This is a genomic window from Microbispora sp. NPDC004025 (genome assembly GCF_053604425.1).
The window spans coordinates 412396-424619 of sequence record NZ_JBSGHN010000003.1 but is presented as its reverse complement, the minus strand read 5'-3'; the positions used below and the strand labels follow the sequence as shown (position 1 = coordinate 424619).

Below are 12224 nucleotides of genomic sequence, written 5' to 3'. Positions count from 1 at the left end.
AACGGGGCCTCGGCGAGCCGGAGGCGCGGACGGGCGGCAGGGCCCGGACCCGCGGCGGCGGATCCGGGCGCGGGTCGGTGGGTGACGGGGAGGGGCGGTGGGTGACGGGGAGGGGATCAGGGGACGAGCAGGGTGCGCAGCGCCTCGCCACTGGCCAGGGCGTCCAGGGCGTGGGCGGCCTCGTCGAGCGTCGTGCGCCTGCTGACGAGCTGGTCGAGCTGCAGGTGGCCGTCCATGTAGCGGTCGACCAGCGCCGGGATGTCGATGGCGGGGCGGACGCTTCCGTAGTTGGACCCGAGGATCCGCTGGTCGGCCTCGGCCAGGACGAGCGGGTCGAACCGGGCGAGCGTGCCCTTGGGCGGCAGGCCCACGGCCACCGCCGCGCCGCCCAGGCCGAGCATCTGGATCGCCGACTCCAGCGTGGCCTGGTGGCCGACCGCGTCGAAGGCGTAGTCGACGCCGTCCGGCAGCAGGTCGCGCAGCGCCTCGGGGCCGGTCGCGCCGGCGCCGGAGAGCTGGTCGGTGGCCCCGAGCGTCATCGCGAGCGCCGTCTTCTCGGCACGGGTGTCGATCGCGACGATCCGTTCGGCCCCGGCCAGCTTGGCGCCCTGGACGACGGAGAGCCCGACCCCGCCGCAGCCGATGACGGCGACCGTGCTGCCGGGCAGGACGGCGGCCGTGTTGGTCACCGCGCCGACGCCGGTGGCCACCGCGCAGCCGACCAGGGCCACGGTGTCCAGCGGGGCGTCCTCGCGGATCTTGACGGCGCCGGACGCCGGCACCACGGCCTCCTCCGCGAAGGAGGACACCCCGAGGTAGTGGTAGAGGGTCTCCCCGTTCCGGCTCAGCCTGCTGGTGCCGTCCTGGAGGACGCCTCCGGGCGCGACCACGGTCGCCGCGACCTGGCAGCGCGCCTCGTGCCCGGACCGGCAGTACCGGCATCGCCCGCACGGGGCGACCCAGGACAGGACGACGTGGTCGCCCTCCGCCAGGCTGGTCACCCCCGGGCCGAGCTCGGTCACCACGCCGGAGCCCTCGTGCCCCATCACCAGGGGGAGCGGGACGTCCCATTCGCCGCGGCGTACGTGCAGGTCCGAGCCGCAGACCCCGGCCGCGGCGATCTTCACGCGGACCTCGCCCGGACCCGGAGGGGCGAGCTCCACCTGCTCGACCCGGACGGGCCGGTCGGCGGATTCGAATACCGCGGCGCGCATACTGCTCCCTTCCTCGGGGCCCGGGGAACAGCCCTGCCGTCACCCGGTGTTACTGAAACAGGGTTCAGGCTAGGGACGCGGGCGTCGCCGCGGCAGCTGGCCAAATGTCCATCCACCTGCGATCAGTGCGCCGATCCGATACTTCGCGCCGGTCGCAGGGCGATGTCACGGTGACACTGCGTCAGTTCGCGACGGGATGTCGCGTGCTCCGGAGAGGGGAGATGCCGGGTGCTGGAGACGGCGGGCGACATCGCGCAGCGGTTCCGGCTGCGCGTGCCGACGGGGACGACGGGCCTGGATCGCCCCATCCGCTGGACGCACATATCCGAGCTGGCCGATCCGACGCCCTGGCTGCGCGGCGGCGAGATGATCCTCACCCTCGGCCTGGAGCTGGACAGGGCCGGCGACCCGGCGGCGTACGCGGCGAGGCTGGCCGGGGCGGGGGTGGCCGCGCTCGGCTTCGGCATCGGGGTGCGCCACCCGTCCGTCCCGCCGGCGCTGGTCGAAGGCGCCGCGGAGCACGGCATGGCCGTGCTGGAGATCCCCGGCGCCGTGGCGTTCCAGGACATCACCTATCACGTCAACGCCGACCTGCTGCGGACCGGAGCCGCGGAGGCGCGGCTGATCGCCGAGGGCGTCTCCAGCATGACGATGGTGGCGCGCAGCGCCGGGGCGCAGGGGGTCGTGGCGACGCTCGCCGCGCGCATCGAGAGCTGGGCCGTGCTGCTGGACCGGCACGGAAAGATCCACGCGGCCGTGGGCGCCGCACGGGTCCACATCGACGACGCCCGGGCCGCGGCGCTCGGTCAGCGTTCCCGCATCCGGCACCCCGCCCTGACCGTGTACGGCGTGGGCGATCCGGTCCGGCCCCGTGCCCACCTCGTGGTCGCGCCCCGCCCGGACCGGATCACGCTGACCCGGAAGCTGGCGCAGCATGCCGCGCTCCTGCTCGACCTCGCCCTCAACCCCTTGAGCGGTGGCGACACATGGGGTCTGGCCCGGGCCGACGCGGTGGACGCGCTGATGTCGGGCGATCCCGCGCTCGTCGCGCGGGTGTCGGCCCGCTGGAATCTCCTCGCCGGGAACGTCGCCGTCGCGCTGCTGCGCTCGCGATCGCGTGCCGTCCCGTTGGAGGACAACGTGCTGGAGTGGTGCGCGGAGCTGGACCTGCCTCCGCTGGTCAGCTCGGAGTCGTCCCAGGTCACCGTGTTGCTGCCGGAGGACGAGCTGGGGCGGTGGACCGCGCGGGTGTCCGACGCGGTCGAGCGGGAGGGCGTCCCGGCGCGGTGCGGCATCGGCACTCCTCAGCCGCCGGTCTCCGGCCTGCTCAGCAAACGGCAGGCCGAGCAGGCGCTCGCGGTGGCCGTGGCGGACGCCCGGCCCGTGGTCGAGTTCGCCGGGCTGCCGACCCAGCGGCTGATCCTTCAGCACCTCGACCCGGCCGCGCGCGGGGCGCTCACCTCCCCGCTCCTGCCGCTGCTGGACAACGAGTCCACCCTGGTCCTGCTCCGCTCGCTGCGGGTCTTCCTGAGCGAGAACAGCAGCTGGGAAGCGGCGTCCTCGCAGCTCGGCATCCACCGGCACACGCTGCGCCAGCGCATGGCACGGGTGGAGGAGCTGACCGGGCTGTCGGTCTCCGTGACCGAGGACCGCGTCATCGCCTGGCTCGCACTCCAGGCGCTCCAGCTCGGCGACGCACCGTCCTAGAGCGTGCGGCTTACGGCGCCGTACTCGGGCCGGCAACCGCCCGGCAGGACCAGGTGCGTCAGGCGGGGGCGGGGACGCCGGCGGGCCAGGCCACCCCGAGCTTGCGCTCGAACGCCCGCATGAGCTGGTCGGAGCACTCCTGCTGGGCGGTCACCGTCCCCGCGCCCTTGCGGCACTCGGTGTAGGCGTTGAGCTCGTCGGAGAAGTAGAGCTGGAATCCCGTCGTCACCAGTCCCAGGACGAACGCGAGTGACGAGAGCACGACGGCCCCGGTCGCCATCCCGATCCCGCGTCGTTCCCGGTTCAGCAGACGCAGGTCGTGGATCGCGATGACGATCGCGAAAATCGACAGCGCCAGCCCGGCGGCCGGCAGCATCAGGGTGAACACCAGCGCCATGAGGGCGAGGACGAGAGCCCTGCGCCCTCCGGTCACATTGGCCGGCGTCTGTAGGGGTGTAGTCACGGTCTCCTCGCCTCGCGTTCCGCATAGCCCGTCGTAAGTCGTGATGGCCGGCGCCCGATACGCTTTAGCTGCGTCGAGGGACGGCCCTCCACGCTCGACCACTCTCTAAGGAACCATCTCCCGGCAATCACCTGCAAAACGAAGGCAGCTCACGAAGGAGTTCCGCCCTGTCCTTCCGGCTCGTCGTCCTCGTCTCGGGTTCGGGGACCAACCTGCAAGCGTTGCTGGACGCGGCCACAGACGACGCGTTCGGCGCGACCGTCGTGGCCGTCGGGGCCGACCGTACCGGCATCGAGGGCCTGATCCGGGCCGAGCGTGCCGGCGTCCCCACATTCGTCGAGAGGGTGGACGACCACCCCGACCGGGAGAAGTGGGACGAGAGTCTGGCCGAGCGCATCGCCGAGCACAAGCCCGACCTGGTGGTCTCCGCCGGGTTCATGAAGATCCTCGGTCCTCGCGTGCTGGGCGCGTTCCCGGTCGTCAACACCCACCCGGCGCTGCTGCCCGCCTTCCCCGGCGCGCACGCGGTGCGTGACGCCCTCGCGTACGGCGTCCGCGTCACCGGCTGCACGGTCCACCTCGTCGACGCGGGCGTGGACACCGGCCCGGTGATCGCCCAGGAGGCGGTGGCCGTACGGGAGGGGGACGACGAGGAGTCGCTGCACGAGCGCATCAAGGGCGTCGAGCGCGGCCTTCTCGTCGAGACGGTGGGCCGCATGGCCCGCGAGGGCTGGACCCTGACCGGGCGGACCGTCCGCCTCGGGCCGGGACGAGTCGCAGGAGAGGCCGGACACGGCCCGACACCAGGAAGGACGACGAAGTGACCCGCATCGCCATCCGCCGTGCGCTGATCACCGTTTACGACAAGACGGGTCTCGAAGACCTGGCGCGGGGGCTCGAGGCCGCGGGCGTGGAGATCGTGTCGACCGGCGGCACCGCCGCCGCGATCGCCTCCTACGGCGTGCCGGTCACGAAGGTGGAGTCGCTCACCGGATTCCCCGAGTGCCTGGACGGACGGGTCAAGACCCTCCACCCGAGGGTCCACGCCGGGCTGCTCGCCGACGGCGCCAACCCCTCCCACGTCAAGCAGCTGGAGGAGCTGGAGATCGACGCGTTCCAGCTCGCGGTGGTGAACCTGTATCCCTTCGCCGCCACGGTCGCCTCCGGCGCCTCCGACGCCGAGTGCGTCGAGCAGATCGACATCGGCGGCCCCGCGATGATCCGCGCCGCCGCCAAGAACCACGGCACGGTGGCCGTGGTCGTCGACCCCGCGGCGTACGGCGAGGTCCTGGCCGCGGTCGCCGAGGGCGGCTTCACGCTGACCGAGCGCAGGAGGCTGGCCGCCACGGCGTACGCCCACACCGCCGCCTACGACGTCGCGGTCGCGTCCTGGTTCGCGAGCGTGTACGCGCCCGAGGGCGACTGGCCGTCCTTCATGGGCGCGGCGTGGAAGCGCAAGGCCGCGCTGCGGTACGGCGAGAACCCGCACCAGGGGGCGGCCCTCTACACCGGCGGCGAGGACGGCCTGGCCAACGCCGAGCAGCTCCACGGCAAGGAGATGTCCTACAACAACTACGTCGACGCCGACGCGGCCTGGCGGGCCGCCTGGGACTTCGGCGAGCCGTGCGTGGCCATCATCAAGCACGCCAACCCCTGCGGCATCGGGGTGGGCGCCGACGTGGCCGAGGCGCACCGCAAGGCGCACGAGTGCGACCCGGTCTCCGCGTACGGCGGAGTGATCGCGGTGAACCGCGAGGTGACCCGCGCGCTGGCCGAGCAGATCGCGCCGATCTTCACCGAGGTGGTGGTCGCGCCGTCGTTCGCGGCGGACGCGCTCGAGGTGCTCAGGGAGAAGAAGAACATCCGCCTGCTCGCCTGCCCGCAGGGGCCGTCGAACGCCGCCGAGTCCCGCCGTATCGACGGCGGCCTGCTCGTGCAGACGGTCGACCGGGTGGACGCGCCCGGCGACGACCCCTCCACGTGGGAGCTCAAGGCCGGCGAGGCGGCCTCGCCCGAGGTGCTCGCCGACCTGGCCTTCGCCTGGCGGGCCTGCCGTTCGGTGAAGTCCAACGCGATCCTGCTCGCCTCCGGCGGCGCGACCGTCGGCGTCGGCATGGGCCAGGTCAACCGGGTCGACTCGGCCCGGCTGGCGGTGTCCCGCGCGGGTGAGCGCGCGGCCGGGTCGGTCGGCGCCTCCGACGCCTACTTCCCGTTCCCGGACGGCCTGCAGGTGCTGGCCGAGGCCGGGGTGAAGGCGATCGTCGAGCCGGGCGGCTCGATCCGCGACGACGCGGTCATCGAGGCGGCCAAGGAGGCGGGCATCACGCTCTACTTCACCGGGACCCGGCACTTCTTCCACTGATCGGGAAGTCCGGACGTACCACCAGGGAGGGGCGGCCGCTGGGATGGATGGGGTGGAAACGGCACGATCACCCCTATGGGGCGGTTAGCCTGAAGCGCTCACCCCCTCCTCTCCCCGGAGCCCCTCCATGCCCTTTGATACGATCATGAGCTCCTTCGCGACGATGAACGGCATATGGAACAGCCCCATCGCGCTGCTGCCCATCGCCGCCCTGGCCGCCTACTTCGGCTGGCGGATCGTGGAGTTCATCCCCTTCACCCGGCGGATCATCGAGCGCCGCGAGGGGGGACGGTAACGCACCTGGAAGGACGGGAAGTGCCATGACCGCGCGGGTTCTGGACGGCAAGGCGACCGCCGCCAAGATCAAGAACGAGCTGGCGGAGCGGGTGAAGGCCCTGGCGGCCCGGGGGATCACCCCCGGTCTGGGCACGATCCTGGTCGGTGACGACCCGGGCAGCCAGATCTATGTCGGGGGCAAGCACCGCGACTGCGCGGAGGTCGGCATCACCTCCATCCGCAAGGACCTGCCGGAGAGCGCCACCCAGGCGGACGTGGAGGCCGCGGTCGACGAGCTGAACGCCGACCCGGCCTGCACGGGCTACATCGTCCAGCTGCCGCTGCCGCGTCACCTGGACACGCAGGCGCTCATCGAGCGCATGGACCCGGCCAAGGACGCCGACGGCCTCCACCCCGTCAACCTGGGCAGGCTCGTGCACATGGTCGACGCCCCGCTGCCGTGCACCCCGCGCGGCATCGTGGTCCTCCTCCAGGAGTACGGCGTGCCGCTCAAGGGCGCCGAGGTCGTCGTGGTCGGCCGGGGCATCACGGTGGGCCGGCCGCTGGGCCTGCTCCTCACCCGCCGGGCGGAGAACGCCACCGTGACGCTCTGCCACACCGGCACCCAGGACCTGGCGTCCCACGTGCGCCGGGCGGACATCGTCGTCGCGGCGGCCGGGGTGCCCCACCTCGTGACCGCCGAGATGGTCAAGCCCGGCGCGGCCGTGCTCGACGTAGGCGTCTCCAGGGTCGACGGGAAGCTCACCGGCGACGTCGCCCCCGACGTACGGGAGGTCGCCGGCTTCGTCGCCCCCAACCCCGGCGGGGTGGGGCCGATGACCCGGGCCATGCTGCTGGCCAACGTCGTCGAGGCCGCCGAGCAGCGCTGATCCGCCGGACCCGCCCGGCCGGTCCTCCCGCGGCTCCTCGCCGCGGGGGTGGCGGCCGGGCCGAGTCCGCCGATCACGGGATGTACAGGTACCAGCGGCCGTTCCGCAGGAAGCAGTACGAGCGGGGATACACCTCCATCTGGGGCACGCAGTAGCGCAGGTCCCAATAGGGGCCGTAGACACCCGACGTGGTGGTGGAAGCGGCGCTGGAAGCGGTGGTGGACGCCGGCGGTGTCGCCGCCTGCGCGGCGGTGGCGGGGACGGCGAGAGCGGACAGGACGAGGGCGGCACCCGCGGCCGCGCGGCGGAACGTGTTCGCAGTGAAAATCATGGATCGAACAGTAGGAACGGCGCCCCGCGCCGTCGTCAAAGCTGCCTTTGATCCGGCGTCCGCCGCCGGGCGGATTTCGCGGCGCCGGCACATCCTCCCCTCGGCGCGCAGGCGTCGGCCCGAGAGGGCAGGGGCGGATGCCGCCGGTCCGCGTCAAGCTCGATCCAAGAATCGGGATCCCGGCTGCTGACCCGATAAATCGTGACATATCGTCACTGTGTGTGAGCTATCGGACGCGAAACGCGCATGGTCTGCGGTCTCGGGTCCCGGGACTGGCGGCCTGGGCCGCGCTGCTGATCGGCGTCCTGGACATCGTCAGGGGCCTGGTGCCGAGCCTGCGCGCGAGCAGGATCGGCGAGATCGCGAGCGTCCTGCCGGGCGCCGTCACGACGCTCGCCGAGACGGCGTCCCTGCTGGTCGGCATCCTGCTGATCATGCTCGCCCACGCCCTCAGACGGCGGAAGGCCCGGGCCTGGCGCGCGGTCGTGGTGCTGCTGCCGGTGGACGCCGCGATCGAGGGGCTGCGCTGGCGGCACCCTGTCGCGGCATCGGTGTCGCTGCTCCTGTTCGCGGTGCTGGTCGCCGCCAAGGGGGAGTTCTACGCCCTGTCCGACCCGCGCTCCCGCTGGCGGGCCCTGTGGAACCTGCTGACGCTCGGCGCGTTCGACGTCGTGATCGGATGGATCCTCGTCGCCTCCCATCGTCGTACGGTCGCCGGTCACCCGGGCTTCGGCGACCAGATCCGGCACGTCGTGCTCGGTCTTGTCGGCGTCGAGGGGCCGGTCGTGTTCACGTCCGAGCGCGCCGGCGACCTCGTCTACTTCTCACTCGCCGGGCTCGGCGCGCTCACCGCCGTCACCACGATCTACCTGGCCCTGCGGCCGGAACGGCCGGTCGCGGCGCTCAGCGAGGACGACGAACGGCGCCTGCGCGCCCTGCTCGATCGGTACGGCCGGCAGGACTCGCTCGGATACTTCGCGCTCCGCCGCGACAAGAGCGTGATCTTCTCGCCCAGCGGCAAGGCCGCCGTCGCCTACCGCGTCGTCGCGGGGGTGATGCTGGCCGGCGGCGACCCGATCGGCGACCCGGAGGCCTGGCCCGGCGCGATCAGGCGGTTCCTGGAGGAGGCCAGGCGGCACGCGTGGGTTCCGGCCGTCGTCGGCTGCGGCGAGGCGGGCGGCGAGGCGTGGACGAGAGAGGGCGACCTCGACGCGCTGGAGATCGGGGACGAGGCCGTCGTGGACGTCACCGGCTTCACCCTGGAAGGCCGGGCCCTGCGCAACGTACGGCAGATGGTCAAGCGAGTGGAGCGCCTCGGCTACACCTGCCGGGTGCGGCGGGCCGGGGACCTGAGCGAGGCGGAGCGTGAGCACATCGGCGACGTGGCCGACCTCTGGCGCGGCACCGAGACCGAGCGGGGCTTCTCGATGGCGCTCGGCCGGTTCGGCGACCCCGCCGACGCCGGCTGCCTGGTGGTCACGGCCCACCGGGCGGCCACGCCGGAGGAGGAACAGACGCCGGGTGGGGACATCCGGGCCGTCCTGCGTTTCGTGCCCTGGGGGGCCGACGGCATCTCCCTCGACCTCATGCGGCGTGACCGCGAGGCGGACCCCGGGCTCAACGAGCTGCTGATCGTGCGGGCCCTGCAGGCCGCACCGGACTTCGGCGTGACCAGGGTGTCGCTGAACTTCGCGATGTTCCGCTCCGCGCTGGCGCGGGGGGAGCGGCTGGGGGCGGGACCGGTGCTGCGCGCCTGGCGCGGCGTCCTCGTCTTCCTGTCCCGCTGGTTCCAGATCGAGTCGTTGTACCGCTTCAACGCCAAGTTCCGGCCCGTATGGGAGCCGAGGTTCCTGGTCTACCCGGCCGCCCGCGATCTGCCGCGCATCGGCGTCGCCGCGCTCCGGGCGGAGGCCTTCCTCACGCCGCCGGGCCTCCGGTGGGCGGGTGGCCTGCTCCGCCGCCGCCGGCGGACTCCCGTGCCCCGGCTCCTCCCCGACGCCGCCGTCGGCGGGAACAGCGGCCCGGACGGCGCGCCGGAGAGCCGTAGAACGGCCTGACCGCGGTCCCCGCGGGCGAGAAGAGAGCCGGAGCCCGTCCGGTGCGCGGCCGGCGGGCCTACCCGCAGACGCCGGGAAGGTCGCAGAGCTTGGTGGCCATCGTGCGGGCGTCCTTGATCAGCGGACGGAACTGGGAGACCGGGAGGCTCTTGGTCACCAGGCCGGTCCTGACGTAGACCGCCACCGCGCTGCCCCTGCGGACGATGACCGAGCGGGACCGGTTCTCGAAGAAGAAGCCGCCGACCCGGAGGGCCTCGTCACCGACGCCGGTGCTCTTCCAGCGGTACGAGTAGCGGTCGTGGCCGCGGCCTCCCGTGCCGCACCGGGCCAGGTCGGCGCGTACGGACCGCATCGCCGCCTTCGCGGCCCGCTCCGACGGGTAGAGCACGACCTGCTCGCTCCGGTAGACGGTCTCCGCCAGGTAGGTGAACGTGCGGCTCGCGCCGCGCCCGTCGTGGGCGGCCCTGTGGCCGCACGGGTTCACCTCGAGGGGCTTCGTCAGGCTGTCGGTGAGTTGTAGGTGCTCCCACGGCCTGCGCGGACCGTCCACCTTGGCCTCGTCCAGCAGGAACCCCTTGGGCAGCTTCGCCGGAGCCGCCGCCGGCGCCGCCGGAGCGGCGACCGTTCGCCCCGCATCGTTTCCGGTCACCGCCGCGGCCGCCTGCCAGGTGCCTGTCACGGTGCTCGTCACGGTGCCGACCACGGCCACCGCCGCGGTCGCCGCCAGAGATTTCAGAATTCCGCGCATCGCGCGCCCCCTTGCCGGTCGGTTGTCGTTCCGTTCGACGGGGCTTTCGCGCTCTTTGTTCGGCACGTTATGCCGCCCGAGCTTCATCCGACCTCGGGCGGCGGGAAATGCCGGGCCTCGTGGCCGTACGTCGGCACGGGCCGTGGGAACGCTCCAGCGGCCGCCGGGGGTGGGACGGCTCCGATTTCCCGGCGGCCGGTGGGGCGCGGCTTCAGGACGCCCGGCGGCCCGCGGGGGTCCGCGGCTGCGGTTCCGGCTCGGCCGGACCGCCGGCCCGCTGCGGCGGCACGACCGGCGTGGGCCGCACCAGGCCGAGGGCGACGACCTCGTTGGCGAGCCGGGTGCGCCGGTTGGTGCCCTCCGGGATGCGGAACTTCTGGTACAGCCGCAGCAGGTGCTGCTTGACCGCCGCCTCGGTCACCACGAGGTCGTCGGCGATCTCCCGGGCCGTCGCGGGCGCCACGAACGCCTCGTCGGACAGCGCGGGGCGGCACAACGACGTGAGCACGTCGACCTCCCGGCGGGTGAGCTCCGGCGCGGCGGCGCGGCGCAGCTCGACCTCGGGAGCGAGGTCCTCCCGCGGGATCCCGCCGACCCGGGCCCGGGCGGCCCCGAAGGAGACGACATCGCCGTCGTCCAGGACCCTCCTGGCGATCGGCCTGCCGTTCACTCGTGTGCCGTTGCGGGACAGGCCCAGGTCCACGACGTACAGGTAGGGCCCGCGACGGACGAATTCGGCGTGCAGCCGTGACACGCTCGGATCCGTCAGCCGGATGTCCACGCCCCGGCCGCGGCCGATCGTGGTGACGTCGGGGCGCAGCGGCACCACCTCGCCGCTGTCCTCGATCCGTATGAACGGCCCCTCCACGGCAGTTCCTCCCCAGGTAGCCCGCCGTTACTTTCCCTATAGCTGCGGCTTACCCACCCGTGGCGAGGGGGAATCGCCTTTGCCGCGAGCAGAATCATTCCTGAAATTGGTCTGGACCTTTGAGAGGTGCTTTACCTGCTCACGGGTAGACTTCGCACGGAGATAAGCGGAGGAAACACCCATGGCGGACAAGCCCACCAAAGGCCTCGCCGATGTCGTCGCCGCATCCACAGCGATCAGCGACATCGACGGCAAGGCCGGTCGTCTCTTCTACCGGGGATACGACATCCACGACCTGGCCGGCCACGCGACGTTCGAAGAGGTGGCCCACCTGCTCCAGCGCGGCACTCTGCCGACCCGCGAGCAGCTCGCCGGCTACGGCGCGGAACTGGTCGCAGGCCGCGCCCTGGGTGCGCTCGCCGAGGGCAACATCTCCGAAATCGCGGCGAAACAGGCGCCCATGGAGGCGCTGCGCACGCTGGTCTCCCTGGCCGGCGCCGACGACCCGGACAAGGATTCCAACGCCGCCGACGCCAACCGCCGCAAGGCCGCCAGGCTCACGGCCCAGCAGCCCGTCCTCGTCGCCCGCTATCACGCGGCCAGGACGGGAGCGGACATGCCGGAGCCCGATCCCGAGCTGAGCACGGCCGCGAACTTCCTGCTGCAGATCACCGGCCGCCGCCCCGAGCGGCGCGAGGTCGAGATCTTCGACACCTGTCTGGTGCTGCACGCCGACCACACGATGAACGCCTCCACCTTCGCCGCCCGTGTGTGCGCCGCCACGCTGTCCGACATGCACTCGGCGATCGTCGCCGCCATCGGCACGCTCAAGGGTCCCCTCCACGGAGGCGCGAACGAGCAGGTCATGCGTACGCTGGAAGCGCTGGACCCACGCGGCGTCGCCCAGGCCGTGCGGGACAAGCTGGCGGCGGGCGAGAAGATCATGGGATTCGGGCACCGCGTCTACAAGACCGAGGACCCCCGGGCGACGCACCTGCGGCGGATGTCGCAGGAGCTGGCCGAGGCCTCGGGTGACGACACCTACTTCCGGATGTCCCGGGAGATGGAGGAGGTCGTCTTCGCGGACAAGCACCTGTACCCGAACGTGGACTTCTACGCGGCGACCGTCTACCACTATCTCGGCATCCCGACGGACCTGTTCACGCCCGTGTTCTCGGTCAGCCGGATGTCCGGGTGGACCGCCCACGTGATCGAGCAGCACGCCGACAACCGGCTGATCCGGCCGGACAGCGAGTACATCGGCGAGCGCGACCGGAAGTGGGCGCCCATCGACGAGCGGTGACAGGG

General features: G+C 72.6%; 12 protein-coding genes. 7 read left to right on the top strand and 5 right to left on the bottom strand.

Annotation, left to right across the window (positions count from 1 at the left end; translation table 11 throughout):
• Positions 1-116: 116 nt before the first annotated feature.
• A complete protein-coding gene (locus ACWEQG_RS10080) occupies positions 117-1214 on the bottom strand; it encodes an alcohol dehydrogenase catalytic domain-containing protein (RefSeq protein ID WP_452283473.1) in 1098 nt (365 codons plus the stop codon).
• A gap of 228 nt (positions 1215-1442) precedes the next feature.
• Between ACWEQG_RS10080 and ACWEQG_RS10075 the strand changes: the two genes are divergently transcribed.
• Complete coding sequence (locus tag ACWEQG_RS10075; protein WP_452283471.1) at positions 1443-2921, top strand: PucR family transcriptional regulator; 1479 nt, start codon at positions 1443-1445, stop codon at positions 2919-2921.
• A gap of 58 nt (positions 2922-2979) precedes the next feature.
• Here the strand turns inward: ACWEQG_RS10075 and ACWEQG_RS10070 are convergent, their stop codons facing one another.
• Positions 2980-3384, bottom strand: coding sequence for a hypothetical protein (locus tag ACWEQG_RS10070; RefSeq protein WP_452283469.1), 405 nt, complete (start codon positions 3382-3384; stop codon positions 2980-2982).
• Positions 3385-3551: 167 nt separating this feature from the next.
• Between ACWEQG_RS10070 and purN the strand changes: the two genes are divergently transcribed.
• From purN to ACWEQG_RS10050, 4 genes are all read left to right on the top strand, one after another.
• A complete protein-coding gene (gene purN / locus ACWEQG_RS10065) occupies positions 3552-4208 on the top strand; it encodes a phosphoribosylglycinamide formyltransferase (RefSeq protein ID WP_363465691.1) in 657 nt (218 codons plus the stop codon).
• Positions 4205-5746, top strand: a complete 1542-nt coding sequence (gene purH / locus ACWEQG_RS10060) for a bifunctional phosphoribosylaminoimidazolecarboxamide formyltransferase/IMP cyclohydrolase (protein WP_452283468.1) — start codon at positions 4205-4207, stop codon at positions 5744-5746. Before purN ends, purH begins: the two co-directional genes overlap by 4 nt.
• Positions 5747-5891: 145 nt before the next feature.
• Positions 5892-6041, top strand: a complete 150-nt coding sequence (locus tag ACWEQG_RS10055; protein ID WP_452283467.1) for a hypothetical protein — start codon at positions 5892-5894, stop codon at positions 6039-6041.
• 25 nt (positions 6042-6066) lie between these two features.
• On the top strand, positions 6067-6912 hold the full coding sequence (locus ACWEQG_RS10050; protein WP_452283465.1) for a bifunctional methylenetetrahydrofolate dehydrogenase/methenyltetrahydrofolate cyclohydrolase: 846 nt from the start codon (positions 6067-6069) through the stop codon (positions 6910-6912).
• Between the two features lie 73 nt (positions 6913-6985).
• Here ACWEQG_RS10050 and ACWEQG_RS10045 read toward each other — a convergent pair whose 3' ends face one another.
• On the bottom strand, positions 6986-7243 hold the full coding sequence (locus ACWEQG_RS10045; protein WP_452283463.1) for a hypothetical protein: 258 nt from the start codon (positions 7241-7243) through the stop codon (positions 6986-6988).
• A gap of 221 nt (positions 7244-7464) precedes the next feature.
• Between ACWEQG_RS10045 and ACWEQG_RS10040 the strand changes: the two genes are divergently transcribed.
• Positions 7465-9300 (top strand): phosphatidylglycerol lysyltransferase domain-containing protein, encoded by a 1836-nt coding sequence (locus tag ACWEQG_RS10040; RefSeq protein WP_452283461.1) that lies wholly within the window; start codon positions 7465-7467, stop codon positions 9298-9300.
• Positions 9301-9358: 58 nt separating this feature from the next.
• Here the strand turns inward: ACWEQG_RS10040 and ACWEQG_RS10035 are convergent, their stop codons facing one another.
• Both ACWEQG_RS10035 and ACWEQG_RS10030 read right to left on the bottom strand, forming a co-directional pair.
• A complete protein-coding gene (locus tag ACWEQG_RS10035) occupies positions 9359-10048 on the bottom strand; it encodes a hypothetical protein (RefSeq protein WP_452283459.1) in 690 nt (229 codons plus the stop codon).
• A 211-nt stretch (positions 10049-10259) separates the two neighbouring features.
• Positions 10260-10916: an FHA domain-containing protein gene (locus ACWEQG_RS10030; RefSeq protein ID WP_363465622.1), complete on the bottom strand. Its 657-nt coding sequence runs from the start codon at positions 10914-10916 to the stop codon at positions 10260-10262.
• A 181-nt stretch (positions 10917-11097) separates the two neighbouring features.
• Here ACWEQG_RS10030 and ACWEQG_RS10025 point away from each other — a divergent pair, with 181 nt between their 5' ends.
• Positions 11098-12219 carry a citrate/2-methylcitrate synthase gene (locus ACWEQG_RS10025; protein ID WP_452283457.1) on the top strand — a complete coding sequence of 374 codons (1122 nt, stop codon included), beginning with the start codon at positions 11098-11100 and terminating at the stop codon, positions 12217-12219.
• Positions 12220-12224: the final 5 nt, after the last annotated feature.

Excerpts from the sequence above, each read along its gene's own strand:
- ACWEQG_RS10080 (WP_452283473.1), bottom strand. The coding sequence starts at position 1,214 with ATGCGCGCCGCGGTATTCGAATCCGCCGACCGGCCCGTCCGGGTCGAG.
- ACWEQG_RS10055 (WP_452283467.1), top strand. The coding sequence starts at position 5,892 with ATGAGCTCCTTCGCGACGATGAACGGCATATGGAACAGCCCCATCGCG.
- ACWEQG_RS10050 (WP_452283465.1), top strand. The coding sequence starts at position 6,067 with ATGACCGCGCGGGTTCTGGACGGCAAGGCGACCGCCGCCAAGATCAAG.
- ACWEQG_RS10045 (WP_452283463.1), bottom strand. The coding sequence starts at position 7,243 with ATGATTTTCACTGCGAACACGTTCCGCCGCGCGGCCGCGGGTGCCGCC.
- ACWEQG_RS10035 (WP_452283459.1), bottom strand. The coding sequence starts at position 10,048 with ATGCGCGGAATTCTGAAATCTCTGGCGGCGACCGCGGCGGTGGCCGTG.
- ACWEQG_RS10025 (WP_452283457.1), top strand. The coding sequence starts at position 11,098 with ATGGCGGACAAGCCCACCAAAGGCCTCGCCGATGTCGTCGCCGCATCC.